We start from the raw sequence: 25,108 nt of genomic DNA, 5'->3' as shown, positions 1-25,108 counted from the left end.
GCTTAGAATACGCTTCGTACCAAGCCCCCGTCGATTCGAAGCGCTGAACCGTTAATCGCCGAGGATTTGGGACTGCTGAGATACGTAACAAAATCCGCAATCTCCTCCGGTCGAATCAATCGCTGAATGATGGAAGTCGGCCGATTCTCCTTCATAAACCGCTGCTCTGCTTCTTCGATCGAAAGATCCTCATCCGGATACAGCGTATTCAGCATCGTTTCAACGCCTTCCGTAAGCGTGGAGCCAGGCATGACGGTATTCACCGTGACGCGGGTCCCTGTCGTCAGCTCAGCCAAGCTTCTGGAAAGGGACAGCTGCATCGTCTTGGTTGCGCTGTAATGCGCCATCTCCTGGGACGGCATGATCGCTGCTTCACTCGCGATAAATATAATTCGACCTTCATTGCGATTGATCATATTCTTCAAATAGTGCCGGGTTAACCGAACTCCGCTCATGATATTGGTCTCGAAGAATCTGAACCAATCCGCATCAGGGATCTCGAAAAATTCGGCAGGCTCAAATATCCCCAAATTATTGATCAGAATATCAACGACTGGAGCAGCTTCCCTGACCTGATGACAACCCTCCTCCGTTCCAAGATCCGCCACGGCAATACGCAGTTCGGCATCCGGATGCACAGCGTGAATATCATGGATCGTCTGTTTTACTTTGTCCTCATGTCTTCCATTTATAATGACGGACGCTCCCTCGGCTGCAAGCGACATGGCAATCGCTTTGCCAATGCCGGACGTCGAACCTGTTACCAATGCGACTTTTCCCTTTAGATCCAAATTCATTAAACATCTCTCCTTCCGTTATGTAGGAATGACTCTCCCGATTCCCGTCGTTACCGCCCGAGGTTCAGGAGAGCCACAATATTCATTAAACTTCTGTCCTTACATAAACGCAGATTTCTTAGAAATCAAAATTGTCCGGATCCGGTCCCACCCTGTGATTTTGATTCAAGCTATCGATGCGCTGCATATCCTCAGCGGACAATTCAAAATCAAAGATATCCGCATTCTCGGCGATCCGATGTTCTTTGGTCGATTTCGGAATCGTGACAACGCCGTTTTGTAAATCCCAACGAAGAATAATCTGCGCGATCGATTTATGATGCTTCTCTGCAATGTGCTGAAGATCCTCTTGATCCAGCAGCTGTCCTTGCATTAATGGAGACCATGCTTCAAGCTGAATGCCATTCGCCTGGCAGTACGCCTGCAGTTCTTTTTGCGTTAGTCTTGGATGATATTCCACCTGGTTCACCATCGGTTTAATTTCCGTTTCTTTCATTAAATGCTCCAGATGATGGATCTGAAAATTGCTCACGCCAATGGCTTTGACGCGTCCTTCCTTGTACAACGTTTCTAACGCCTTCCACGCATCTATATATTTCCCTTCAACCGGCCAGTGTATAAGGTACAAATCCAAATATTCCAGACCCAGCTTTCGCAGACTTTCATCGTATGCCTTCAATGTCGATTCATAACCGAGATCGGCATTCCATACTTTAGATGTGACAAACAGATCTTCCCGTTTGATTCCGGCAGCTTCCAAGCCCTCGCGAATGCCTTGTCCAACGCCTTCTTCATTGCCGTATATGGCGGCAGTGTCTATGCTCCGATATCCATGCTGGATGGCCGTGCGAACGGCATTCACCAGCTCCGGCCCTTCTTCTACTTTAAATACGCCAAGTCCAAACCAAGGCATGTTAACTCCATTATATAAAGTGGTTGTATCTTGTAAGTGTTGTGCCGTCATGTTGATAAACCTCCGAACATTTTTTGTTTTTGTTGTAAAAAAGTTAGCCTATACTGCAGTATCCCCGATAATACGCTTAGACATCACCTCCCTTCATAAAATGATCATTTAGGCTGCTTGTTTACTCGGTATCTCCGTCTCTTTCCGTTCCAGCTTCAAGCTCCATCCGGTAAGAGCGACCGCGCCGAGCACCATCAGTGCCCCGATCCATGCCGTATGAATCAGGCCCATGGAATTCGTAATCAAGCCGCCCAGAAAAGCACCGATGGCGATGCCGGCATTAAATGCGGAAATGTTCAGAGCGGAAGCCATATTCTCAGCCCCCGGTGCAAACCGCTCAGCCAGCATGACGACATAAACCTGTAGTCCCGGCACATTCATGAAAGCCAGAAATCCCATGAGAATAATCGTGATTAGTCCCGTCACTTGAAACGGTGCGGTAAACGTAAGTGTGATCAGCACCAGCGCTTGGGCGATGAACATATAGAAGAGTGCACGAAGCGGGTTGCGATTGGCTGCCTTCCCGCCGATCACATTACCGACTGCAATGGCGATCCCGTATACTAGCAGGATGATGGCCACCGTATTTTCCTTGAAGCCTGTTATATCCTGCAGCAATGGGGATAAATAAGTGAAGACGACGAAGGTCCCCCCATAACCAAGGGCCGTAATCAGGAGCATAAGCAGCAGTCTTACATTCGTCAGCAATTTAGCCTGGTCACGGAATGAAGTGCGTTCTCCCTTAGGCAAGTCGGAAGGGACCAGGATACTGTTTGCGATCAATGCAACAATACCGACCACGACAATGGCGACAAAAGCAAGTCTCCAGCCCCACTGTTGACCAATAAACGTACCAAGCGGAACGCCGGTAACCGTCGCTACCGTCAGCCCCGTAAACATGATGGAGATCGCGGATGCCCTGCGGTTCTCAGGCACCACGCTTGCGGCAATGATCGAGCCGATCGACATAAATACGCCATGCGAAAAGGCCGAAAACACACGTGCTGCAAGCAGGATACCAATAGAAGATGCGCCCGCTGCCAAGCTGTTACCAATTATAAAAATGATCATAATCCAGAGCAGCAAAGTCTTCCTGGACATCCTTGATGTCAGCGACGTAAGGATCGGCGCACCGAAGGTAACACCAAGCGCATACATCGAGACGGTTAATCCGGCGGTCGTGACGGATATATTCATATCCTCCGCAATCAACGGCAGCAGCCCTACACTGATAAATTCCGTAGTTCCGATGGCGAAGGCACTGACGGCAAGCGCAATAAGAGCCAGCATACTTCTTTTTTTATCTATCATCATGATGTTAATATTTCCCCTTTCCTATTCTCTTGCTTGTATATTGTAAAAATATTGAGTATGGTGTAATCCAGCTGGCAAATGCTATTATGATCTATATCATTTCTTGTGTGAAGAACGTACTTTTTTGTAATGTAGGTACCTGACAGTACCATAGGTACTTTTTAGTGCCTATGAAGAATAGGAGGATGAATATGCAAACGAAGAAATACAACATCGCCGTCGAAGCGACATTGGAAGTGATCGGGGGCAAATGGAAATGCGTGATCCTCTGCCATCTGACCCATGGCCGTAAAAGAACGAACGAGCTGAAGCGTCTCATGCCGCACATCACCCAAAAAATGTTGACGCAACAGCTGCGGGAGCTGGAGGACGACGGCGTGATCAATCGGATAATTCATAATCAAGTACCGCCTAAAGTGGAATATGAGCTGAGCGAGTACGGCATGAGTTTGAGCGGAATTCTGGATATGCTCTGTGCATGGGGCGAAAAACATATCACGAAGGTATACGGGGACAAATTCAGCGTGCTTGAGGACAGTATCCTGAATGATAAATTGAAAGTCTCGGACGAGCCTCAACCTCAGATGCACGCGAGACCCGATTTATAAGCACTCCTGATACAACAGCAAGGGCAAGGTCCGTGATCACGGACCTTGCCCTTTTCATATTCTCTCTAATTTATCAAATCATAAGATCAATTCAGGGAATGAAAGAATTGTAATGCCCTCCGGCACATTCCATGCGTAAGCGCCGAGACTGGTGATTATTTCGCGTTCTCTTTCTCTTTTTGACTGACGATCATATCCGTCACTTCCTCCGCCTGGGCCAGGACAGCAATGGGATCGAACGGCCAGAACCGTTTGGCATCGAGATAAAACACGCGATCCTGTTTGACGGCCTCAATCGAAGTCCACACCTTATCCTTCTTATCCATCTCGGCACCGTTTGACTCATCAAAGAAGATATAATCGCCTGCGTAATCATTCAGAACTTCCAGGGAAACCTCTTTGTAAGTCACGTTGGCATCAATCAATTCTTTTTGAATCGTTGCCGGAGGCGTTAACTGAAGCTCCTTGTATATCGCCAATCCTCCCCGGTAAATGCCGTCACCGTACAGGTAGAAGGTTTTGCCGAAAGCGCCAAAGATGGAAAAGGTTTCACCCTCTTCAATAACTCCATTCACTTTCGCGCGCAGTCCCTCTATTTTCTTATCAAAATCAGCGAGCCATTCCTTCGCTTCTACTTCTTTGCCAAGAATAGCACCCAATCCCTCTACTTCTTCGTGCACGCTTCGATAGGTTTCATAAGGCAAAATGATCGTCGGGGCGATTTTAGACAGCTTCTCGAAAACTTCCGGATCGGAGTTAGCGCTAATAATCAGGTCGGGGTTAAGTTCCAATATCTTTTCCGTCGAGTTTTCCCCTGTGCTCTCTATTCCTGCAATCCTGTCCTGGATGTGGACATTCTCAAGATCTTTCGCTGTTGCGCCTATCGGCTTCTTTCCAAGCAGCAATAAGGTAGGCAAATAGGCATCGACGACAATCCGTTGAGGGTCGGCGGGATACTCGATGGGACCATGAATCGTATCCACCTTTCTAGTCGTAGGAGCTGCGGCTTCAGTCTGGGGCTTGTCCGTCCCTGCAGCTGTTTCGCCTGAAGAACCCGCGCTGTTGGTGGTATTTCCATTCCCGCCACATGCGGAAATCAAGAACGAACATAAGATGAGCATGGAGAGAGTTACCCGAAATTTAGAAGTGAACATAGTTTCATCCTCCTCATAAAGTTTATGTTTGGATCAAGCACCGAATTGAGCCCGATGCAATCGGCTGTATATGCCATGCGCTGCGAGCAGATCTTCATGGACACCTTGTTCGGCGATACCTTTGTCTGCAACAACCACAATGCGGTCTGCATTTTTGATCGTTGCTAGTCGGTGTGCAATCACCAGGGTCGTACGTCCCTCCGACAGTTCGGCCAGCGCCTGCTGAATCGCCGCTTCGGTCTCCGCATCCAATGCAGACGTTGCTTCGTCCAGAATAAGAATCGGCGGATTCTTGAGGAACATCCGGGCGATCGACAGGCGCTGCTTCTGTCCGCCGGACAGCTTAACGCCTCTCTCTCCAATTAAGGTGTCCAGCCCATCCGGAAGCGAAGCGACCAGATCCTCAAGCTGGGCACGGCTCACAGCTTTCATAATGTCGCTATCTGCAGCATCCAGTCGGCCATAAGCAATGTTTTCGCGAATGCTGCCATCAAACAGGAATACATCCTGCTGCACGATGCCAATATGGGAACGTAGGGATTGCAGCGTCATGTCCCGGATATCGATTCCGTCAATCGTAATCCGGCCAGCAGCTGTATCATAGAAACGCGGCAGCAGAGAGCACAGGGTGGTCTTGCCCGCTCCGGACGGACCCACAAGCGCAACAGTTTCACCGGCTCGAATCGATAAATTAACATCCTGCAGCACTTGATCCTTGTTCTCGTAACCGAAGGATATCCCGTGAAAGGCAATGTCTCCCCGCAAATGGTTAACTGGCTTGGCACCCGGCGAATCCGCAACGTCCGGTTCGCTCTCAAGCAGCTCCAAATACCGCTTAAAACCGGCGATTCCCTTCGGATACATCTCAATCACCGCATTGATCTGTTTAATCGGCCCGAGGAACACGTTGGACAGCATGACAAAAGCGATAAATTCCCCGTTGGTCATCCGCCCTTCGATCACGAACCAAGTACCGCACACCAAAACGAACAGGGAGATGAATTTCATCAGGATAAAGCTGATCGAAGAGTTCCAAGCCATGATGCGGTAAGCAACCAGCTTCGTTAAGCGGAAGCGGTTGTTGTTCTCGGCGAAACGAGCCATTTCATGCTCCTCATTCGAGAAGGCTTGTACCACTCGGATACCGCTGACGTTGTTCTCCACCCGTGCGTTGTAATCCGCAATATCGGAGAACATGCGCTTGAACGCAGCTGACATTTTCCCGCTGAAATACAGCGATAAATAGACCATCAATGGAACAATCACAAACGTCATCACCGCAAGCTCCCAGTTAAGTCCGAGCATGATGCCCAAAGCTCCGGCAAGCGTCATGACGGCGATGAACAGATCTTCCGGACCGTGGTGGGCAATTTCTCCGATATCCATCAAATCGTTTGTCATCCGCGAGACTAGATGTCCCGTCTTGTTGTTGTCAAAAAAACGGAAGGATTGCTTCTGAACCCGATCAAACAGTTTTTTGCGCATATCCGTCTCAATGTTGATGCCGAGTTTATGCCCCCAATAGGTGACAACGTAATGCAAGAAGGAACTGACAACATAAATGCCGAGAAGACCCAGACAAGCGTATAAGATCCACTTCCAGTTGCCGCTTGGCAGCAAGTCGTCAATCACGCGGTTGACGGCAACCGGGAATATCAATTCAAGTAAAGCCGCAAAGATAGCGCAGCAAAAATCCAGGATAAACAGCCCTTTATAAGGCTTGTAATAGGAAAAAAATCGACGCAGCATAAGGACCTCCTTAATCCGATATTCCGCTATAGAAATGAGCAAGTCCTTTCTTTTTAACAATTGCCCCATTTAGATCCGTGACGAACTTATCCTTTTATGCTCTCGATCTGGATAACAGGTACAGGAAATAAGGAGCACCGATCACCGCAACCACGATCCCCGCCGGAATCTCAGATGGTTGGATGATCCAACGTCCAAGGGTATCGGCTGTGATAACCAGCAGTGCACCAACCAGTGCCGTTACCGGCAGCAGCAGCTGATGCTTCGCACCGACCAAGCGTCTGGACAGGTGGGGTGCGATAAGTCCGACAAATCCAATTCCGCCGCTTACCGCCACGCACGAGGCTGCCAAGCCAACCGCCGCTGCCAACAGCTTCAGCTGCTCCTTCGTGACGGAAGCACCGAGTCCGGTCGCCATCGGTTCTCCAAGATTGAGAACGTTCATCACCTGCGCTTTATACATGACGAAGGGCAAAAGCACAAGGATCCATGGGAGCAATGCCAATACAAACTTCCAGCTCGAACCCCAAATGCTGCCCGCCAGCCAAGTGGCAACAAACTGATATTTTTCAGGACTCAAGCGCAGCGTTAGCACAATCATTGCCGCACTAATGCCAGCCGCAATGGCAATCCCTGTTAAGAGCAGCCCCGTCGGCTTAAAGCCCTGATTCTTCTTATAGGCAAGCACGCATATTAATGCAGCGGTTAAACTCGCCCCAATCAATGCAAGCACCGGCAATAGATAGACAGGAGCCGCAGTCGTACTTGGAAAAAATGAAATGAACAGCATCACCATCAAGCCTGCACCTGCATTAATCCCCAAGATACCCGGATCCGCCAGCTCATTACGGGATATTCCCTGCATCACACATCCCGATATTGCTAAGCCTGCCCCAATCAGCAGCGAGATGACGATACGCGGCAAGCGGAATTCGAACAGCACCAGCTCCTGCTTATCCGTCCCGCCGCCTAACAGTGTTTTTATGACCTCAAGCGGCGACAAACGAATGACCCCCGTGTTCATACTGATTAGAAATACTAGAACGATCAGGGCAGCCAGCACAGACAGGGTGATGATTTTGCGCTTCTTGTCTTTTCGCCCATGCATGGTATTCGTGATGGTCTCCATTACAGCTCCCTCCTTTCTTTGCGTGCCAAGTAGAGGAAGAAGGGCACCCCGATCAATGCGATGATCGCGCCCACCGGTGTCTCGTAAGGAGGGTTCACCATTCTTGCTGCTAAGTCGGCAATGACGACCAGCAAGCTCCCAAGAACGGCCGAGCAAGGAATGATGAGGCGGTAATCCACACCGACCAGCTTGCGGGTGACGTGCGGAATCATGAGACCGACAAAGCCTACCGCACCGACAACCGAGACGGCAGCCCCTGCCAGCACCAGCACGATCACCGTTCCGGCCAGCTTGACGAGACCCGTTCGCTGCCCGAGCCCGCGGGCGATCTCATCGCCGAGGCTGAGCATGGTAATAGAGCGTGACAATGCAATAGCTCCCAATATAGCAGCGACGATCCACGGCAGCATAATCTTCAGATGGACCCACTTAATCCCCGCGGTTCCGCCGGCATACCAGAACGCCATGTCCTGTCCGACCTGAAAATACAATGCGATGCCTTCGCTAAGCGCACTTAACAAAGCACTAAGGGCAGCACCCGCAAGAACGAGACGTACCGGCGTTAGCCCCCCTTTTGCCATGGAACTGACCCCGTACACGAGAACCGCACCTAATCCTGCTCCGAGGAATGAGAACAGAATCAGGTACATATAAGGCAGCCCCGGAAAAAAGGAAAAACAGAGGGCAATGGCAAAACCCGCTCCCGCATTTAATCCAAGCAAACCGGAATCAGCGAGCGGATTGCGGGTCATCCCCTGCATGATCGCGCCGGATACGGCAAAGCAGGCGCCCACCATCGCCCCGCCGAGGACTCTCGGCAAGCGCAGTTCCTGTATGATCTGATGCTCCGTCACATCGGGATTAAAGAAGAACACCGCTTCCCATACATTTCGCAGATCAATCTCGGCCGCTCCGAGCGATATCGATAAAGCTATGCCAAGCACCAGCGCTGCAACGCCGCCCGTAAGAATCAGGGTCGCAGCCCATGGTCGCCCCTTGAGTGTAACGTGAGTCTTGGAATCTGTGAGACTTGGATTGGACGTGTTTGATGACATCATTTTCCCCTCAATACTATGATATTGATTCTCATTATCATCTGTAACTATAAAATATAGGTCTTTCCTGCGTCCATGGACATCTTGAATTTCTCACCTGAAAAAAGTCCATGCCCAAGTCAAGCGTTTTTTTCCAAATATAAGCGATACTCTTTGGGCTTAACTAAATGCCTTGCGCCTAACGGATTGTGCCATTGACACAGAAACCTCTATTCCATTACAATTAATGCTAATTGAATGAGGCGATGGAGTTCGCCGTAACCGCTTCGACAGCTAATGACTCCTACCAGAGGTCGCTTTCCTGGTAGGAGTCTGTTTGTGTAATGAAGGGTTAGCGGCGAATATATAGAAACGGGTGAAATTTCATGATTAAAAAATGGTTTAACGCTGCCGAAAAATGGCCATACGCCTTGTTGTCCGGTTACTTCATCAAATGGATCGTTCTGGGAGGTTTTATAGGATTGATGACGGGCAGCGCCTCCGCCTTCTTTCTTTATAGTCTGGACTATGTTACCTCCCTTCGCATGGAGAATCCTTGGCTGCTGTTCTTCCTTCCCTTGGGAGGGGCCGGGGTCAGCTTCCTATATTACAAGTTTGGCAAGAGCAGCACCAAAGGGAATAATCTCATCCTTGAACAAATCCATGGCGGTACAGAATCCGTACCATTGCGCATGGCGCCATTAGTGCTAATCGGGACATTGATCACGCATCTGTTTGGGGGATCTGCAGGACGTGAGGGCACTGCCGTTCAGATGGGAGGAAGTTTATCGGAGGGGTTCGGTAAGCTTATCCGCGTAACGCCGGCGGATCGAAAAATACTGCTAATCTGCGGAATTAGCGGCGGCTTCGGATCCATCTTCGGCACGCCGCTAGCGGGAACCCTATTTGGACTTGAAGTGCTTGCCATCGGACTGATCTCGCATCAAGCCCTATTCCCTGCATTCGTAGCCAGCTTGGTCGGGAATCTGATCGCCACCTCCCTATGGGGCGTCAGCCATCTGCATTATCCGATCGGAGAAATTCCGGCTTTGAGTTTCCTCGTAATCCTAAAGGTGATTTTCGCCTCGATTCTCTTTGGTCTGACAAGCCGGCTGTTCAGTGAGCTAACCCAATCCTTGAAGCAGTGGTACGGTTATTTCTTCCGCAATCCGATGATCAAAAGCGCTGTCGGGGGCATCATCATCATTGCGCTGGTTTATCTGCTTGGGACACGCGAATATTTGGGGCTAGGACTCCCCCTGATTGAAGCCTCCTTCACAGACGAGGTATCGCCTCTCGCCTTTCTCGGCAAAATCCTCTTTACCTCGCTGACGCTCGGAGCGGGGTTCCAAGGAGGGGAAGTAACCCCGCTGTTTGCCATCGGTGCAACGCTGGGCAACGCGTTATCCGAATGGATCGGATTATACGCTCCGTTCCTGGCTGCATTAGGATTTATTGCCGTCTTCTGCGGAGCGACGAACACCCCGATTGCTTGCTTTATTATGGGAATCGAACTGTTCGGCGGGGAAGGCGCCGTGTATATGTTGATGGCCTGCGTTATCAGCTACCTGTTCTCCGGGCACTCCGGCATCTATACCTCCCAACAAATCGGCATATCCAAACACCCGCTCCTCTCGTTTCCGCTGGGCACAACGCTTGCGGGTGCGAAGACGTTAAATAAACAGAAGCACAAACAAAAGACGCCCAAGTAATCGGACGTCTTTTGCCTTTACACCGAGCTTTTGCGAATCGAACGGTAACTAAAGAGAGCAAGGATGAGCGTGATCGGAATGAACCACAGGGATAATTCAAAGGCAGTATGTTTGACAAGCCAGTCAAACACATGCCCCCACCAGCCGTATTGGGTGACCAGAACGCTGGCCCCCGACAATAGAATGAAATAGGCCGCAAACATAACAAAGGTCTTCATGCCGCGATGACGAAGATAGAACACGCCGATTCCTATCCCGATAAAGGCAAATGAAATCAGTACTATGAAATAGATCATAAATTGTTCTAGCAACGTGCCGTCATTTAAATACGGCAGTTTAAAGAAAGATACCCGATTTCCCCAAGAACCCGTTGACCGTTCAACTTCAGCTAATACCAATAAAATGATTGACGTAAAGATGCTGTACGAAACCAACATAAGAACAGATCCTGCAAAGAAGTCCGTTCTTCGAATACTGAACCCTAGGGCGAATGGAAACAGCTGCAGCACCGAAACCAAAGCCCCGACAAAGAAATAGATAAAAATCGTAGCCAAGCCACCGGCATAGAACAAATCTCCATTAACCATTAGGCTGATAAAATAGTTAGTCAGAAAATTGAATGCTGTGATTGCCCAAGGCAAGTAAATCCAGGATAACTTCTGTTTCGTATAAATACGCAGTACGCCAGGAATTCCGTTCATAGTTGGCCCCCCACCTTTTCACGCTTAGTCAGATATACGATTAACTGCTGAAGGGAGACGGGGGCTGTTTCCAAACCCAATTCTTCCGCCTCTTTTTTTAACTTCGTTGATGCGCTTCCCATTAACGTAACGGACAACATGGAAGCGAAAGACTCCCGATGGATCACTTCCTGCCCCTGGATGAACGATTCGACCATCCCGGAGGGACCGACGATCGTATAAGCGCGTCCCCGCAAATCATCCGTGGCGTCGTCCAGCAATATTTTCCCGCCATCAATGACAATGATATGCTCCAGCAGTCTGCTAACCTCGTCGATCAAATGAGTGGACAGAATTATCGTACGCGGATGATCGGTGTAATCCTCAATCAATTGATCATAGAACAGCTCTCTGGCCACGGCATCCAGACCCAGATAAGGCTCATCAAAGATCGTAATGGGTGCGCGGCTGGCGAGTCCGACAATGATGCCAACCGACGATAGCATACCGCGGGACAATCTTTTCACGAGTCGCTTCATGGGCAATCGAAATACCTCGATCAGTTCCTTGGCATATTCCGCATCCCAGTTCGGATATACGCTCGCTGCGGTTTCCATCACATCCCTGACCGTGAACAGATCCGGATACTTCTGGCCTTCCTTAATAAAGCATACCTGCTGGATGACCTTTAGATTTTCATAAGGATGCTCACCAAATACGCGGATCTCACCCTGGGTTGCGAATAGTTGCGCTGTGATCATCTGCATGATGGTCGTTTTGCCGGCTCCGTTCCTTCCCAGCAATCCGTAGATCTTGTTGGCTTCTACCTTAAAGCTCACATTATCGACGGCCATAGTATCCTTATATTTCTTACTCAAATTCTTGACTTCAATCACGGTTTGGCTCATCAGTCTTGCTCCCCTCTGCGGATCATTTCCGATAATTGATCTTTGGTAATCCCAAGCTTCGCCGCTTCCTTAACCATGGCGACAACGTACTGCTCATAAAACTCCGTCTTGCGCTTCTCCATCAGCAATTCACGAGCCCCTGAGGCTACAAACATGCCAATCCCCCGTTTCTTGTACAATATCCCTTGATCCACCAGCAGATTTACGCCTTTGGCAGCCGTTGCCGGATTGATCTGGTAAAAGGCTGCAAACTGATTCGTTGACGGAACCTGTGTCTCCTCAGGCAGTCGTGCTTCGATGATGTCGTCTTCAATTTTGTCGGCAATTTGCATGAATATCGGTCTGCTGTCATCAATCTGAAATGCCATTTACCTCACCAACTTTCGTTTATAACCTTCATTGCATCATTGGTTAGTTACTCATGTAATTAACCATATAAGAGATGAAGCCCCTTGTCAATGGGTTATCGGAATATATTTACAAAATTCAAGCAAACACCGGCCTTTTGTCCTAAACAAATAGTCCTTAACTTCCGATAAAGTATAGGCGCAAATCCTGCGTTGCCCACTACAGATAAAGAGAAGAAGGAGCTTGAGAGGAACATGAAAAGAATCATTGCAATCGTTGTACTATCCATGCTGACGGTAATAACGCCGCTGTATGCCGCATCCGCTGCCAAGAATTTAGCTTATGTGGACAAGAACGGCCAGTCCTATATTTCGGTCGGGGTACTCAAGACCTACGATGGTGTAAAAGTGGCGTATACAGCTGCTGAAAAAAAACTCCATATCACACGCGAAGATACAGCTCTCACCCTATACCTGGGCAGTCGGAATGCCTACGTAAATGGCAAAAGGGTTCAGGCTAAAGCAATCCCGTTCTCCGAAAACGGCTCTACCTATGTACCCCTGCAATTTGTCAGTCAACATCTGGGCTTAAAGCTATCCTGGGGCCATAATAGATCCACCCTGAAAATTACGGACGGGAATGTAGCACACACGCTTCCTGTTCTATCTGGAACATTCATATCCAGCCAAACCAAGCCCGTGACGTCGACTAGAAAAACCTTTAAGGTTGGCTCCCGTTCCTTCAGCGCACAGGTGGTCACCGTTTCACTTCTCCATCCGAAGGTGGAACTGGACGTTGTTCTGGCAGGCAATAAAGCAGGGAAAGTCGAGGATTTGCGCAGTATAGCCAAGCGCAGCAAAGCCGTAGTAGCTATTAACGGCACATTCTTTGATGCCTACACCTCCGGTGCATACAAAGCGCCTTACGGCTATTTGGTCAGCAAAGGCAATATTTTGCACAAGGCCTCGGGGGATAATCGAACGATCTTCGCCTATGACAGCAACAATCTGGCCGCCATGATTCCAGGACTTGATTTCAAATCCGTATATGATGCCGGACATATGGAAGGAGCGCTTCAAGCCGGCCCGCGTCTGCTGACTGACGGCAAGGTTACCCTGGACGTCAAGAAGGAAGGATTCAAGGATCCGAAGATACTGACGGGCGGCGGGGCTCGAAGCGCGCTTGGCATCACAAAGGACCACAAGCTGATTTTGTTGACGACAGGCGGCGCCACCATTCCCCAACTGGCGGAAATCATGAAGCAGGCAGGTGCCTACCAAGCGATGAATCTGGATGGCGGGGCTTCCAGCGGATTGTTTTATAATGGATCTTACTTAACGACGCCTGGGCGGCAGATCAGCAATGCCATCGTCGTAAAATATAAATAGACACCTCCTCTCCCCTGGTAATCCGGTTCTTCTACCGGCTGATCAGGGGAGTTTTCTTTTTTAGCAGCACTACCTCCGTCTCGAACCGCATATGCTGATCAAAGAAATGTTTCACTATGAGGACCATTTGTGTAAATATATAGCAAACTGTCTATTGTGAGCGATTCGTAAGCTAGTGGTTCATTCAGCGGGGGGGTGGATTCGATTACATCGTCTATCGCGGTCATTCGGACGAAAATCAGGGACATGATCGAGGGGATATATCGGGTTTGGAGGGAATGGATTAGGAGATACCCTTTCATTGCCAAGGTGTATCACTTATTTTCCTGGCTATCCCTGCTGGTGCTCGTTATAAGTCTGGTTCTGATCGAAGAATCGCGGACCATGCTTGTTCAATATTTGTGGTCTTTCTACGTACTGCTGCAATTTTGGCTGCTAAGCCGGAGCAAAACCGTTGCCTGGAAGCAGGTCAGCTTGTTTGTTCTCTCAGGCGTTCTTTTGGTCATTCCCTTGACCAATGGGACCATGCAGGGACTTCATTTGATTTTTGGAGGACGCACTACCGACACATGGTCATTTGCCGTCATGACCCCGATTGTTGAGGAAATTTACAAGCTATTGCCTCTCGGACTGTATTTGTTTTTTTCAAGAAGAGCCACGACGTTAAGCCTGGGCGATTATTTATTGTTAGGGGCTGCCCCCGGCATTGGCTTTCAATTTATGGAGGAGCTGTCGAGGCGCCTGGTCCAAAGCAATTACGGGGTGTCGTTTCTCGGCGGTAAAACGCTTCATTGGGAGTTCTTTGATTTATTTCCAGGCTACTTCGAGGAAAGTTTTATTCCGACCATGATGAATGTTACGCATCCTGTACATAGTGCCATGATCGCCCTTGGAATCGGCATCGCTTTCCGGTACGCCAAGCGTCTCTCTCGCTGGACCTATGCTTTTCCGGCTGTCCTTCTCCTCTGGGCGATCCTGAACCATGCGGCCTGGAATGGGCAGAATCGGCTGCCGGAGTGGATACTGACTCTTCATGACTGGACCGGTGAAGGCTACCGAACCGAAGGCTTCTTCCTGCTCCTGCTGGTTGCAGGTTTGTTCATCGACTACTTCGATTTGCATCGAATCCGTGACCGTCTCCCGGTTCTGAAGGGTGAGGGCCTTATCAATCCATTAACGGAGTGTTGGCAGATGGCGCGGGCTCTCTTAACAGACCGGAAACGCCTAGGTTACCTGATGGCATTCTACCGAGAACGGCGCGAGCTCGGATATTCGTTATTATATGGCAATCTTGAAGCAGCAAGCCAAAGGGATCAGATTCAGGAGAAGGTTAGACAGTATACTGCCGTTCTGGGAGCTATCGGCATCCTCATGCTTGCTGCAGGGATTCTCTCCGGTATCGGCACTTCGATGATCGCTGCTGACTCCTCCTGTTTCGCATGCTTGTTCGACTCACTCCAGAACTGGTGGGACCGGCTTAGCGGCTGGGAACAAGCGAGTATTATACTGGGAGCCTTTGCCCTTTCCCTGCTGTTTGTCAGCTTCTGGCCTGCTCTTGGCATTGCCTTGACCGGCGCAGGCATTGCGGGTGGCGGACACGAGATTGCCGGATACATCCGCGATCCGAAGAAGCTGCTTTCTCCTCAAAATGCGGCAGCTGCCGTGTTAGCCGTCATCCTCAGCCGCATTCCGATAGGTAAAGGAGTATCTTGGCTGTCCAATAAGCTGGGTCCCACTGCGAGAAGGTGGCTGGATACGCTTTCCGAGAAGCTAGGTTTAACGCGCAATGAGCCGGATGCTCCCACTGGCGGAACGCGCGATCCGAAACCGGACACTACGAATGAACAGCCGGAAGAGGGTCCGAGAAAGCCGGACGATGACCGTGAGCATAAGCCGGAGGAAGATAAGCCTGACAACGAAAAGCCCGATGACAATAAGCCGAATGATAAACCGGATGAAGAAAAACCTGACGAAACGGAAGGAACCCCGCAAGAGGTACCGAGATATTCCGGAGAGCTGCAGAAGGTTAACAAGCCGGATGCTGCCGCGGATGCGCTTGCGGAGCGACTTGGCGGCGAATCGAGAATGAAGTTTGATTCAGACCCGATCGGCAGGGAATTCGACGCCATTAGCGATGAGTATGTTGCCCAGACCAAGCCTGCCCTGCAGCAGGTTAACAAAAAGGTCCGCGATCAAATGAAAGCGACCTTCGAAGCTGCGGAGCAGACCGGCAGAAAGGTCTATTATCATTTTGAAGGGGAGCCCGCCCAATCGGTTATTGACAAATTACATGAATACAGCCAAAGATATGGAATAGAAGTCCACATTGATACCGATCCATTATAACGACAAGGAGTGAGCATTCATGTATGAATTTCACGGCTGGGCTGCCATTCAGGAGAATCCTGCGGAGGCGGATGCCGGGCAGCTCGACATGATCATTCAGAAAATACAGCTTAAGATAACCGAATTTGCATGGGGAAGCGGCTTGTTATCCTTAAATGCGGCTAACGGCTCCTATTACCTTCATGTCGGAGGTTTTACGAACCGCAAGGGAGCCGAGGCTGCCGAGATCGAGGCGCTGTACCAATTGATCGGCGAAATCGCTCCCGGTTCATACGGTCTTCTGTATACCAGAGATGATGAGAATCTGGAAGGCTATGATAACGAGTTCCGGGTCAAGGTGCTGGCACGCGGGCAGTTGAAGGAACAAAGCGATCCGTTTCTCTCCCCTTGCGTCCCGGTGATCGAAGACGAAGTCGATTAATGACATGATAACTAAAGTTAGATAATAAAAGAAATCCCGTTACTCGCTTTGTCATGATGTTCTCATGGATGGCGGGTTACGGGATTTATGGTTTATCTGGATATGGATCATCTATTCAATGATGTAACTACATTCTCTTTGCACAAATAGAATGTGATTGCCACTGTGACTTAAGCTCGTCCATTCAATTCATCCATCGTTGTCTGTATGATGATCCGCAGGCCATTCAACATCGTTTCATGGGATAACGTCGGCAAGGATGGCTTCTCCACGGCCATCTCCGTCGATGCCGGAAAATGCACAAAGCCACCAATAGCAGACTTTTGCTTTAGGCGAATATCGTTCAAAATCGCATACATCGTATTATTGCAAATATACGTTCCGGCTGTATTGGATACCGCAGCTGGAATTCCCGCTTCCTTCAGCCGGTTGACCATCAAACGGATGGGAAGGGTTGAAAACAGTCCGTCCGGTGCGTCAGCGTCTATGGGCTCGTCTTGAGGTCTAACTCCCCGATTATCCGAAATCGTCGATTCCGGCGGTATGTCCTTGATATTAATGGCGATTCGTTCCGGTGTAATGGCGGTCCGCCCACCCGCCACGCCGCAGGCAATGACTGCATCTGGCTCGTATGCCTTCATCTCTTTCAGCAGAATCTCCGCACACTCATCATAATGTACGGGAAGAAGCAGCGTTCTGATCTCTGCGCCGGGGAAGGAGTCGTGCTTAATCTCCTCAACCAGTCTCTCCGTTGGATTTACAGAGCTCCCGCCAAAAGGTTCAAAGCCTGAAATTAATATTTTTAGCATGTATCATATCTCCTGTACTCTTTTATGTAAGCTGCCGGGTCACGAAAATCGCATACCAGCTTTTATTATAGCAGTGCTTGAACGCTTACGCCTTCAGCCTCAAGCCGTGATCGCAAGGCACTCGCGAATAACGTTGCATGCGGTCCATCTCCATGAATGCAGACGGTATCTGCCGTAATGGGGATCACCTTGCCGCTCAGGGTAACTACCACTCTGTCTTTCACCATCCGGACTACTTGCGTGACCGCAGCCTCGGGATCGGTTATGATGGCATCCGGCAGATGTCTCGGCGTGAGTGTGCCGTCATCCTGGTAGGTACGATCCGCAAACACTTCACTTGCTGTGCGAAGCCCTGCCTTCTCCCCCGCTGCGATTAACTCGCTGCCTGCCAACCCATACAGAATGAGTGTCGGATCGATATCCTTGATTGCCGATGCAATCGCATTCGCAAGGGGTCTGGAGGTCGCAGCCATATTATACAGGGCACCGTGAGGTTTTACATGCTGCAGCCCGGACCCTTCCTGTATCGCAAAAGCCATCAAGGCTCCAATCTGATAGGTTACCATATTACAAGCTTCGGCAGGCGTAATCTCCATTCTTCTTCTTCCAAAGCCGGCCAGATCAGGCAAGCCCGGGTGCGCGCCTATTGCGGCACCGCTCTCGATCGCTTGACGGACCGTTGCCCGCATGACCGCCGGATCGCCTGCATGAAATCCGCAAGCGATGTTGGCCGAAGTTATACTGCGAAGAAGCTCAGTATCATTGCCTAATTTGTAAGCACCGTAGCTCTCTCCCATATCACAGTTCAGGTCCACTCGAACCATGCTGACTCACCACTCCTTTAATTTAATCTTGATCATGGCCTCCAACATTCGAAACTCCCGAACATGAGCCGAGTAGAGCTGTTCTGCTTCAGCCAACGAAATACCCGCAAAGCGAATCGCTGCTCCAGGCGACAGCTGAGCGATCAGCGAAATATCGACGGTTGCCACTTGTGCAATTTTGGGATAGCCTCCAAGCGTCTGCCGATCTGCCATTAGAATGATAGGCTGGCCATCTGCGGGTACCTGTACCGTTCCAAGGGCTACCGGCTCGGATATATATTCCTTAGCATGGCTTAATTGAAGCAGCGGACCGGACAACCTGTAGCCCATACGGTCCGATTGCGGAGTTACGGTGAACCGTTCTCCGAACAGCGCGTGCTTGCTGCTGTGATCAAAGTCATCATATTGACGCCCTTTCAGCACACGTACCACCGTCTCCTGTCCTGGACCAGGATACCTTTCAGGAGAGAAGACGGCCCATTTTACGGTAAGGAAACCGCCATAATCATCAAGGTATCGTTCAGACGAGACCACAGGAAGCATAGAAGGATGGGTATGCAGCGTATCCCCCGTCTTCAACGGCCTCCCTTCATACCCGCCGATTCCGGCCCTTAAATACGTACTGCTGCTGCCCATTACCTGGTAGACATCAAATCCGCCCGACACCGCCATATAAGCACGGCAACCCGTTACCGGCTGTTGAAACCTCAGAACACGGCCTGCTTTGATCAGCACGGGACGCCACATCGGAACCTTCACGCCTTCTATCGAGGGTGATAAATCCCCGCCGGTAATGGCAACCCACCGATCGCTAAGAAATTCAACCGCGAATCCTGACCATGTAATTTCCAGAACGGCCTTTTCATCCTCATTGCCAACCAGTCGATTGGCGATCCGATAAGCGGAATGATCCATTGCTCCAGCCGTGATAATCCCGTATCTGCCGTAACCCCGTCTTCCCGCATCCTGAAGAGTCACAAGAAGTCCCGGCTTTATAACGGTTATACTCATAGGCCCACTTCCCTTAACTGTTCGTATTCCTCCGCTTGAATAGGCCGAAACCGGATATATTGCCCACTCTTCAACAGCGTTGGAGGCTCGGCTTCGGGACGAAATAAAACGAGCGGCGTCCGGCCGATAATCTGCCACCCGCCCGGCGTCTCGATCGGATATATGCCGGTTTGCGTGCCGGCGATTCCTACGGATCCAGCCGGAATATGCAGCCGGGGAGTCTGTTTCCTCGGTGTCGCAATCTGTTCCGGAATACCTCCAACATAAGGGAAGCCGGGCGCGAATCCGATGGCGTATACCAAATAATCCTGCCCGGAATGAATACGAATGACATCCCTGGGGGTAAGGTGGTTCTGCTGAGCTACTTCCTCCAGATCCGGCCCATAGTCGCCCCCATAACAAACCGGAATGTCAACAACCTCATATTTCGTGATGTTCTTCTCAACAGTTACCGCCTCCATCCGCTGCTCGAGCATTGAACAGACGTAAGCAAACACGGTATCGAATCCGTCCGGTTTGCCGATCTTATCATAATCATAGTATACCGCTACGCTCGTATACGAAGGGATGCATTCGATCCAGCCTGGAAAAGGGTTCTGCTCTATTCGTCTCGTCATAGCCGTGACCTGGCGATGCACCTTCTCACTCACGATATTTTCGAATTGAATGTGAACAGCCGAATCCCCTAAAGGGAAGAATGAATAAGACTTGCTCATATAGGACATTCTCCATTCCATATGTACTGCTGATTATCGTCAATCATTGAATGATTATTCCTATGATAGCAGAGAAACAGGCATCCGTTGAATATGAAGTTTTATTATTTGTCGATGGGATCAGGAACAGCTGACTCTGACGGATCAGGCCAAGCGTCCATGCTGTATATCTGTATAATTTCAGGGAATGGTTGGCAAAATACAGAAGACGTACTTTGATAAGGAGGTGCCACCAACATGAGCCCACAAAACCAGAACAGTAACGAACCGACAAAAGCAGAAGTTCAAACCACGAAATTGAACAAAATGCCGATTCCAGGTGAATTCGACACCGAGATCTCTGCCGAAGAAGCAGCCGAGGTATTTAAACAGCAGCAGCCAAACGCTGGTCATAGCTCCGAGAACCAACAATAATACAAGTTGAAGACCTCACGGAAGATCCGTTGTTTGCAGGATCGTTCTGTGAGGTCTTTTTACGCAAATCATGTTCTTTTCATTCGAGTTTCCGGTTTATATTCCCTTGGTGCCTAACCGCTTCGCTAGTTCGGCCAGATCATGCCCTTTGAGGGCGCCTTCGACCAACTGCGGGAGAAGTGCAGGGGTGCATGCAAAGCAAGGTGTTCCGTCCCTGGACAGCAGCTTGGCTACCTGCTCATCATAGAACGGTTTTCCCTCGTCGGATAGTGCGAGGAGACACATCGTCTTGACCCCCGCTTCCCGCAGTTCACGCATTCGCCGGATCAGCCCGGCTTGATTGCCGCCTTCATACAGGTCCGAAATGATGATAAACAGCGTTTTTTTCGGTTCTTCAATAAACTGCTCGCAATAAGCGACCGATTTATGAATATCCGTTCCGCCGCCAAGCTGGATGCCAAATAACATATCCACCGGATCATTGGCACACTGCTCCGTCAGGTCAACGACCTCCGTATCGAATACCACCACACGGGTGTCTAGCGAGGGTATGCTTGCAAATATGGATCCGATAACGGATGCCCAAATCACGGATTCCGCCATGGAACCGCTCTGGTCGATATCCACAATAACGGTCCATTCTTTGCTCCGTCTTGCCCTGTCAAAATAATAAAAACGCTCCGGAACGATCTGCTTGCGGTCTGCATCATAATTTTTCAGATTTCGCTGTATTGTCCGCTTCCAGTCAATACCGCTGAGCGAAGGAAGCGGTGTATGCTGTCTGCGGTTCAAGGCCCCTGTCACAGCCCGGCGAATATCCTCCTGCAGACGCTGGACAAGCTCATCCACAACCGCCTTTACCAGCAGGCGCGCCGTATCCTTGGTTTTCTCGGGAATCTTCCCTTTCAGGGACAGCAGCGTGCCAACCAGCTGTATATCCGGCTTGACCGTAGCCAGAACCTCCGGTTCAAACAGCAGCTGCTTCCAGCCCTTTCGTTCCATGGCATCATTCTGGATAATGGACACCACGTCTTCGGGGAAAAAGGAGCGGACATCCCCCAGCCACTGCGCAAGCCGGGGAGCCGACTTTCCTTGCCCGGCTGCCCGCTGCCCCGCGGCCGCACTTCCGGCTTCAGCCCCGCCGTCCGTATTATCATAAATCGCGGCCAGCGCGCGGTCCATAATCATCTCTTCCTCCGACAGCTGTATGCTCCCCCCGGGGCTATAGCCCGCTAGCTGAGGTTCAGCCGACTGGCCCAGAATGAGCCGCCAACGCGATATTTGGTTGGGTTCCGGTATGCCACTCATCGCCTAAAAGTCCTCAAAGTCAAAATCATTCAAATCGTCGATCATCTTCGCTTCTTCCTCCTTCAGGTCACCGGTCAAAATCTCGGCAGCCTGCTCTGCATTCACGCCCCATAGCTCGCCAAGCAGCTCGGCAATCATCGTCTTCTCCTTCGCCGAAAAGCTGCTGAACGCCCGGCGCAGAAAAACAAGCGCACGAGTGAATTCATCGTCCTTCAGGGACTGGATGTATTCATTCAGCTGCTCCCACAGACTTAACCGCGAGAGAAGAGCATACCGGTTCCGCATCGATAAGCCTTCAAACCATCCTGCTCCCAAATCGGCCGGAATGCCGGGGGATAATCTCCGCGACACTTCTTCGGCACACTGCCGGGCGGAAATCGCATTCCGCTCCATCAATACCGCACATGCATATCCCGACAAGCGGGCGTTCAGGTCATCTCTTTCGGACAAATGCCCGAGCTCTTGCAGCCAAAGTTCCTCATCCACCTGCTCCGCATGCTCCAAGGCGACGCCGTTCAGCTCATTCATGGCGGTGATCATCGAGCCTGATACCTCGTCGCTGCACTGGCTGCCATCAAGCAGAAACAAGCAAGCGCGCATAAAGAGCTGCTGCAGCAGCGGTACTAACGGCTCCGTATCCATCCGCCTGATCCCGCCATAACGGATCAGCACGGATAGCTCCCGGGAAGCTGCCGCAATCTGAACGACATCGCGGCTGTCCACAGCAAGCTTTTGCAGGGTCTGCCGACCCGCTTCCATCTGATGAATCATCCCGCATTCATACGCGATCCGGATCAGCATAGAGGCTTCGGCAATCGAGCTGCAGCCCGCCAGCTTTTGCTGGAGCATATAAGCGGCAGCCACCTCTACCGTCTCCCCCAGAAGCGTCGATTCAACGACCTGAATTTCAACCTCCGGCGTCCATTGCACAACCCAGTGCTCCGCCCATGCCCCTTGCTCCTGCCCGCTGGGTCTGGCCTTAACAAATTCAATCCCCAGCAGCTTCAGGCGATGAAACAAAAAAGACCGGTTCAAATCGAGATACGCGGACTCTTTCGAGGTTACCCTCCGGTTCTCGCGCAAATCCAATATTAAATCGTTGGCTACAACCGATTTATACTTCTCCAGCTTCAGCCTCTTCAGCTGGCGGTTCAGGTCGTCCTGGATCGGAGTCTGGCTGACGCCTTCCGCCAGCTCTCCGATCGCCGTGCCGATCTCCACACGTGCAAGCTCCTCTGCCACGACGGCAAGTTCGCCGCGCCCAAGCAGCGTCTGGGCCGCATCCCGCAAATCCCGAAGGGTCGGGAGACCTCCCCCGTGGAGCGCTGCCAGCGACTCCGCCAGCCGGACGGCTTCGATCACCTCCGCCGTGGAGCGGTGGGTGCCGTTCTTTCTCATCGAGCCCGCCACCATGGATAAATAATGATGCGGCAATTCCGCCAGAGAACCCTCCTGCATTCGTTCCCACATCATCTCAAAATAATGGGGAGCGATATTCCCGGCACCATAACCGGAAATGGACGACAGCTTATAATAGGAATATGGCATAAGCGTCAGCTTGGTAATCCGGGAAGGAAGCTGATTCAATTCCTCGTCGCTCATCGAGCTGGACAAATCGCGAAGGGCCGAGGCATGGTAAGCCCCGCACACGACTACGATGCGCTCGGGCTCATGCCCCGCCGCAATCGCTTCAACAATCTGGCGGCGCATATACGACTCCCGGACGGCATTGTAGGCGTATTCCACAGTATCCTCCAGCCGCTCTTTCTCCTCCGACAGCTCTCGCATCTCCATGGAAAAAGCCGATATGGATTGCCGGTAAGATCCTTCGCTCAAATTATGCTCGTAGCTCCGCTCCCAGTACATATCGTAATCGTATTCGCCGGCAAGCTCGGCAATCCGCTCATATAGGGATTTTTCGTCCGGCCGACTTTCGTCCATCGGTCCAGCTGGTATCGAGTCGGAACCAAGTTCCTCGACTTCAAGTTCTTTCCCGCGCGCTTCGTCATCCGAGCTGCGGCGCAGATCCTGCAAGCAGACGGCAGCAGATGAAGGCAGGTCGATAAATGCGGCATAAGCTCCGTGCTTCTGCGCCCATCTCATGGCCTGATATTCAGGGGAATATACAGCAAAAGGCCACAGAATCGTTCGTACGGGCAGTTCTTCGGTAAACGCCAATATGGCTACCGGCGGCTTGGTTGTTGCCTGAGTCAGATGCCGTATTTCCCCGCTTGCATCCGACGGCCCTTCGATGAGCACGGCCGTAGGATTGATCTCATCCAGAAAGTCCAGTACATGCTTCGCACCGGCGGGCGACAAATGCCGAACTCCAAACACATGTATGCCGGCAGCATTCACTGGTTGATCTCCTTGCATGCGTTATATAATCCCCTCCACTCCGCTCCGCGTTTTTTCATAATGTTATCAAGATATTCCTTCCATACGAGCCGGTCTTTATCATCGTCCTTCACAATCGCCCCTTGAAGTCCCGCTGCCAGGTCCTCGTCCGTCAGCTCACCGCTGCCAAAGCTCGCTGCCAGTGCCATGCTGTTCGTCAAGAGCGATATCGCTTCAGCCGTCGAGATCACTCCGGCCGGGGACTTCACCTTTTCCTTTTTATCCAGCGTCATGCCGCTGCGCAGCTCACGAAAGATCGTCACGACCTTGAGCAGTGCTTCATCTGCGGGAGCAGCAGCCTGCAGATCATAAGAGGAGGCAATCTCCGACACCCGTTTCTTTACGATTTCGATTTCAGTATTCAGATCCGCTGGAGCGGGAAGGACGATAATATTGAAACGGCGCTTGAGCGCAGTGGACATCTCATTGACCCCGCGGTCTCTTGTATTTGCGGTAGCGATAATAGAGAATCCTTTCCGCGCGTTCATTTCTTTACCGAGCTCAGGCACCGATATCGTCTTTTCCGACAAAATGGAGATCAGTGCATCCTGTACCTCGGAGGCGCAGCGGGAAATCTCTTCGAAGCGGGCTATCCCTCCCGCTTCCATCGCCCGCATGATCGGACTCTGCACCAACGCTTCGGGAGTCGGGCCTTGAGCGAGCAGCATGGCATAGTTCCAGGAATAACGGACATGCTCTTCACTCGTTCCCGCCGTTCCCTGAACAACCAGACCGGAATTTCCGTAGATCGCCGCGGCCAGATTTTCGGACAGCCAGGATTTGGCCGTGCCTGGTTCCCCGATCAATAATAGAGCACGGTCGGTGACCAAGGTAGCAACCGCCATCTCGATCAGCCGCTTGTTCCCGATATATTTAGGCGTGATATCCGTTTTGCCTGCCTTGCCGCCGACGATGAATTTGAGTACGGATTGAGGCGACATCTGCCATCCGGCTGGAATGTTTCCCGAATCCTCCTTACGCAGTGCTTCCAGCTCGTGACGGAACAGTAGTTCCGCGGGCTGCCGCATGATATCTTGTAATTGCTCTTTTCCTGCTGCCATGGGCTTATTCACTCCT

23 protein-coding genes and 1 riboswitch are annotated in these 25,108 nt (G+C 50.9%); of the genes, 6 read left to right on the top strand and 17 right to left on the bottom strand.

Annotation, left to right across the window (positions count from 1 at the left end; genetic code table 11):
- Nucleotides 1-2: 2 nt before the first annotated feature.
- The 3 genes from M4D81_RS08145 to M4D81_RS08135 form a co-directional block, all read right to left on the bottom strand.
- On the bottom strand, nt 3-797 hold the full coding sequence (locus M4D81_RS08145) for an SDR family NAD(P)-dependent oxidoreductase (protein ID WP_260065509.1): 795 nt from the start codon (nt 795-797) through the stop codon (nt 3-5).
- 118 nt (nt 798-915) lie between these two features.
- Nucleotides 916-1,761: an aldo/keto reductase gene (locus M4D81_RS08140; RefSeq protein ID WP_260065507.1), complete on the bottom strand. Its 846-nt coding sequence runs from the start codon at nt 1,759-1,761 to the stop codon at nt 916-918.
- A 108-nt stretch (nt 1,762-1,869) separates the two neighbouring features.
- On the bottom strand, nt 1,870-3,075 hold the full coding sequence (locus M4D81_RS08135) for an MFS transporter (RefSeq protein WP_260065505.1): 1,206 nt from the start codon (nt 3,073-3,075) through the stop codon (nt 1,870-1,872).
- A gap of 191 nt (nt 3,076-3,266) precedes the next feature.
- Here M4D81_RS08135 and M4D81_RS08130 point away from each other — a divergent pair, with 191 nt between their 5' ends.
- The gene (locus tag M4D81_RS08130) at nt 3,267-3,683 is read left to right on the top strand and encodes a winged helix-turn-helix transcriptional regulator (protein WP_260065503.1); all 417 of its coding nucleotides are present in this window, start codon (nt 3,267-3,269) and stop codon (nt 3,681-3,683) included.
- A 155-nt stretch (nt 3,684-3,838) separates the two neighbouring features.
- Here M4D81_RS08130 and M4D81_RS08125 read toward each other — a convergent pair whose 3' ends face one another.
- The 4 genes from M4D81_RS08125 to M4D81_RS08110 all read right to left on the bottom strand — a co-directional run bounded on the left by M4D81_RS08125 (nt 3,839) and on the right by M4D81_RS08110 (nt 8,770).
- Nucleotides 3,839-4,837, bottom strand: coding sequence for an ABC transporter substrate-binding protein (locus M4D81_RS08125; RefSeq protein ID WP_260065501.1), 999 nt, complete (start codon nt 4,835-4,837; stop codon nt 3,839-3,841).
- A gap of 33 nt (nt 4,838-4,870) precedes the next feature.
- A complete protein-coding gene (locus M4D81_RS08120; protein ID WP_260065500.1) occupies nt 4,871-6,586 on the bottom strand; it encodes an ABC transporter ATP-binding protein in 1,716 nt (571 codons plus the stop codon).
- 94 nt (nt 6,587-6,680) lie between these two features.
- Nucleotides 6,681-7,694: a FecCD family ABC transporter permease gene (locus tag M4D81_RS08115; protein ID WP_397376668.1), complete on the bottom strand. Its 1,014-nt coding sequence runs from the start codon at nt 7,692-7,694 to the stop codon at nt 6,681-6,683.
- Between the two features lie 20 nt (nt 7,695-7,714).
- On the bottom strand, nt 7,715-8,770 hold the full coding sequence (locus M4D81_RS08110) for a FecCD family ABC transporter permease (protein WP_260065735.1): 1,056 nt from the start codon (nt 8,768-8,770) through the stop codon (nt 7,715-7,717).
- 232 nt (nt 8,771-9,002) lie between these two features.
- Nucleotides 9,003-9,063: riboswitch (Fluoride riboswitch) on the top strand.
- 72 nt (nt 9,064-9,135) lie between these two features.
- Here M4D81_RS08110 and M4D81_RS08105 point away from each other — a divergent pair.
- Nucleotides 9,136-10,461, top strand: coding sequence for a voltage-gated chloride channel family protein (locus tag M4D81_RS08105; RefSeq protein WP_260065496.1), 1,326 nt, complete (start codon nt 9,136-9,138; stop codon nt 10,459-10,461).
- A 17-nt stretch (nt 10,462-10,478) separates the two neighbouring features.
- Here M4D81_RS08105 and M4D81_RS08100 read toward each other — a convergent pair whose 3' ends face one another.
- Genes M4D81_RS08100 through M4D81_RS08090 form a run of 3 tightly spaced genes read right to left on the bottom strand, consistent with a single transcriptional unit; the run spans nt 10,479 to nt 12,417 of the window.
- The gene (locus tag M4D81_RS08100; protein ID WP_260065494.1) at nt 10,479-11,162 is read right to left on the bottom strand and encodes a hypothetical protein; all 684 of its coding nucleotides are present in this window, start codon (nt 11,160-11,162) and stop codon (nt 10,479-10,481) included.
- Nucleotides 11,159-12,049: an ABC transporter ATP-binding protein gene (locus M4D81_RS08095; protein WP_260065492.1), complete on the bottom strand. Its 891-nt coding sequence runs from the start codon at nt 12,047-12,049 to the stop codon at nt 11,159-11,161. The genes M4D81_RS08100 and M4D81_RS08095 overlap by 4 nt, the downstream gene beginning before the upstream one ends.
- Nucleotides 12,049-12,417 carry a GntR family transcriptional regulator gene (locus tag M4D81_RS08090; RefSeq protein WP_009591066.1) on the bottom strand — a complete coding sequence of 123 codons (369 nt, stop codon included), beginning with the start codon at nt 12,415-12,417 and terminating at the stop codon, nt 12,049-12,051. The genes M4D81_RS08095 and M4D81_RS08090 overlap by 1 nt, the downstream gene beginning before the upstream one ends.
- 234 nt (nt 12,418-12,651) lie before the next feature.
- On the opposite strand from M4D81_RS08090, the gene M4D81_RS08085 reads away from it, so the two are divergent.
- From M4D81_RS08085 to M4D81_RS08075, 3 genes are all read left to right on the top strand, one after another.
- Nucleotides 12,652-13,785, top strand: a complete 1,134-nt coding sequence (locus M4D81_RS08085) for a phosphodiester glycosidase family protein (protein WP_260065491.1) — start codon at nt 12,652-12,654, stop codon at nt 13,783-13,785.
- 195 nt (nt 13,786-13,980) lie between these two features.
- The gene (locus M4D81_RS08080) at nt 13,981-16,131 is read left to right on the top strand and encodes a restriction endonuclease fold toxin (RefSeq protein WP_311200618.1); all 2,151 of its coding nucleotides are present in this window, start codon (nt 13,981-13,983) and stop codon (nt 16,129-16,131) included.
- Nucleotides 16,132-16,150: 19 nt separating this feature from the next.
- Nucleotides 16,151-16,552, top strand: a complete 402-nt coding sequence (locus M4D81_RS08075; protein ID WP_260065490.1) for an immunity 7 family protein — start codon at nt 16,151-16,153, stop codon at nt 16,550-16,552.
- Nucleotides 16,553-16,722: 170 nt separating this feature from the next.
- Here the strand turns inward: M4D81_RS08075 and M4D81_RS08070 are convergent, their stop codons facing one another.
- The 4 genes from M4D81_RS08070 to pxpB form a co-directional block, all read right to left on the bottom strand.
- On the bottom strand, nt 16,723-17,361 hold the full coding sequence (locus M4D81_RS08070) for a pyroglutamyl-peptidase I (RefSeq protein WP_260065489.1): 639 nt from the start codon (nt 17,359-17,361) through the stop codon (nt 16,723-16,725).
- Between the two features lie 65 nt (nt 17,362-17,426).
- On the bottom strand, nt 17,427-18,185 hold the full coding sequence (locus M4D81_RS08065; RefSeq protein ID WP_260065488.1) for a LamB/YcsF family protein: 759 nt from the start codon (nt 18,183-18,185) through the stop codon (nt 17,427-17,429).
- A 6-nt stretch (nt 18,186-18,191) separates the two neighbouring features.
- Nucleotides 18,192-19,196: a 5-oxoprolinase subunit C family protein gene (locus M4D81_RS08060; protein WP_260065486.1), complete on the bottom strand. Its 1,005-nt coding sequence runs from the start codon at nt 19,194-19,196 to the stop codon at nt 18,192-18,194.
- Nucleotides 19,193-19,912: a 5-oxoprolinase subunit PxpB gene (gene pxpB, locus M4D81_RS08055; protein ID WP_260065484.1), complete on the bottom strand. Its 720-nt coding sequence runs from the start codon at nt 19,910-19,912 to the stop codon at nt 19,193-19,195. The genes M4D81_RS08060 and pxpB overlap by 4 nt, the downstream gene beginning before the upstream one ends.
- 237 nt (nt 19,913-20,149) lie before the next feature.
- Here pxpB and M4D81_RS08050 point away from each other — a divergent pair, with 237 nt between their 5' ends.
- On the top strand, nt 20,150-20,326 hold the full coding sequence (locus M4D81_RS08050; RefSeq protein ID WP_201259381.1) for a hypothetical protein: 177 nt from the start codon (nt 20,150-20,152) through the stop codon (nt 20,324-20,326).
- A 96-nt stretch (nt 20,327-20,422) separates the two neighbouring features.
- Here M4D81_RS08050 and M4D81_RS08045 read toward each other — a convergent pair whose 3' ends face one another.
- From M4D81_RS08045 to M4D81_RS08035, 3 genes are read right to left on the bottom strand one after another with little or no spacing between them, the layout of a single operon-like run.
- Nucleotides 20,423-21,634 carry a VWA domain-containing protein gene (locus M4D81_RS08045; protein WP_260065481.1) on the bottom strand — a complete coding sequence of 404 codons (1,212 nt, stop codon included), beginning with the start codon at nt 21,632-21,634 and terminating at the stop codon, nt 20,423-20,425.
- A 3-nt stretch (nt 21,635-21,637) separates the two neighbouring features.
- Complete coding sequence (locus M4D81_RS08040; protein ID WP_260065480.1) at nt 21,638-24,010, bottom strand: DUF5682 family protein; 2,373 nt, start codon at nt 24,008-24,010, stop codon at nt 21,638-21,640.
- A complete protein-coding gene (locus tag M4D81_RS08035; protein WP_260065479.1) occupies nt 23,989-25,092 on the bottom strand; it encodes an ATP-binding protein in 1,104 nt (367 codons plus the stop codon). Before M4D81_RS08035 ends, M4D81_RS08040 begins: the two co-directional genes overlap by 22 nt.
- Between the last annotated feature and the right edge of the window lie 16 nt (nt 25,093-25,108).

This window comes from Paenibacillus sp. p3-SID867 (assembly GCF_025142895.1).
Classification (GTDB): Bacteria; Bacillota; Bacilli; order Paenibacillales; family Paenibacillaceae; genus Paenibacillus_AQ.
Note: the sequence above shows the minus strand (reverse complement) of the source record. Positions and strands in the feature narration are given on the sequence as shown.

Bases quoted from the DNA above. Each gene is read 5' to 3' on its own strand.
- M4D81_RS08105 (WP_260065496.1), top strand. From the start codon at position 9,136: ATGATTAAAAAATGGTTTAACGCTGCCGAAAAATGGCCATACGCCTTG.
- M4D81_RS08035 (WP_260065479.1), bottom strand. From the start codon at position 25,092: ATGGCAGCAGGAAAAGAGCAATTACAAGATATCATGCGGCAGCCCGCG.
- pxpB (WP_260065484.1), bottom strand. From the start codon at position 19,912: ATGAGCAAGTCTTATTCATTCTTCCCTTTAGGGGATTCGGCTGTTCAC.
- M4D81_RS08065 (WP_260065488.1), bottom strand. From the start codon at position 18,185: ATGGTTCGAGTGGACCTGAACTGTGATATGGGAGAGAGCTACGGTGCT.
- M4D81_RS08060 (WP_260065486.1), bottom strand. From the start codon at position 19,196: ATGAGTATAACCGTTATAAAGCCGGGACTTCTTGTGACTCTTCAGGAT.
- M4D81_RS08120 (WP_260065500.1), bottom strand. From the start codon at position 6,586: ATGCTGCGTCGATTTTTTTCCTATTACAAGCCTTATAAAGGGCTGTTT.
- M4D81_RS08045 (WP_260065481.1), bottom strand. From the start codon at position 21,634: ATGAGTGGCATACCGGAACCCAACCAAATATCGCGTTGGCGGCTCATT.
- M4D81_RS08050 (WP_201259381.1), top strand. From the start codon at position 20,150: ATGAGCCCACAAAACCAGAACAGTAACGAACCGACAAAAGCAGAAGTT.
- M4D81_RS08040 (WP_260065480.1), bottom strand. From the start codon at position 24,010: ATGCAAGGAGATCAACCAGTGAATGCTGCCGGCATACATGTGTTTGGA.
- M4D81_RS08115 (WP_397376668.1), bottom strand. From the start codon at position 7,694: ATGCATGGGCGAAAAGACAAGAAGCGCAAAATCATCACCCTGTCTGTG.
- M4D81_RS08130 (WP_260065503.1), top strand. From the start codon at position 3,267: ATGCAAACGAAGAAATACAACATCGCCGTCGAAGCGACATTGGAAGTG.
- M4D81_RS08095 (WP_260065492.1), bottom strand. From the start codon at position 12,049: ATGAGCCAAACCGTGATTGAAGTCAAGAATTTGAGTAAGAAATATAAG.
- M4D81_RS08125 (WP_260065501.1), bottom strand. From the start codon at position 4,837: ATGTTCACTTCTAAATTTCGGGTAACTCTCTCCATGCTCATCTTATGT.
- M4D81_RS08140 (WP_260065507.1), bottom strand. From the start codon at position 1,761: ATGACGGCACAACACTTACAAGATACAACCACTTTATATAATGGAGTT.
- M4D81_RS08110 (WP_260065735.1), bottom strand. From the start codon at position 8,770: ATGTCATCAAACACGTCCAATCCAAGTCTCACAGATTCCAAGACTCAC.
- M4D81_RS08085 (WP_260065491.1), top strand. From the start codon at position 12,652: ATGAAAAGAATCATTGCAATCGTTGTACTATCCATGCTGACGGTAATA.
- M4D81_RS08070 (WP_260065489.1), bottom strand. From the start codon at position 17,361: ATGCTAAAAATATTAATTTCAGGCTTTGAACCTTTTGGCGGGAGCTCT.
- M4D81_RS08075 (WP_260065490.1), top strand. From the start codon at position 16,151: ATGTATGAATTTCACGGCTGGGCTGCCATTCAGGAGAATCCTGCGGAG.
- M4D81_RS08145 (WP_260065509.1), bottom strand. From the start codon at position 797: ATGAATTTGGATCTAAAGGGAAAAGTCGCATTGGTAACAGGTTCGACG.
- M4D81_RS08090 (WP_009591066.1), bottom strand. From the start codon at position 12,417: ATGGCATTTCAGATTGATGACAGCAGACCGATATTCATGCAAATTGCC.
- M4D81_RS08100 (WP_260065494.1), bottom strand. From the start codon at position 11,162: ATGAACGGAATTCCTGGCGTACTGCGTATTTATACGAAACAGAAGTTA.
- M4D81_RS08135 (WP_260065505.1), bottom strand. From the start codon at position 3,075: ATGATGATAGATAAAAAAAGAAGTATGCTGGCTCTTATTGCGCTTGCC.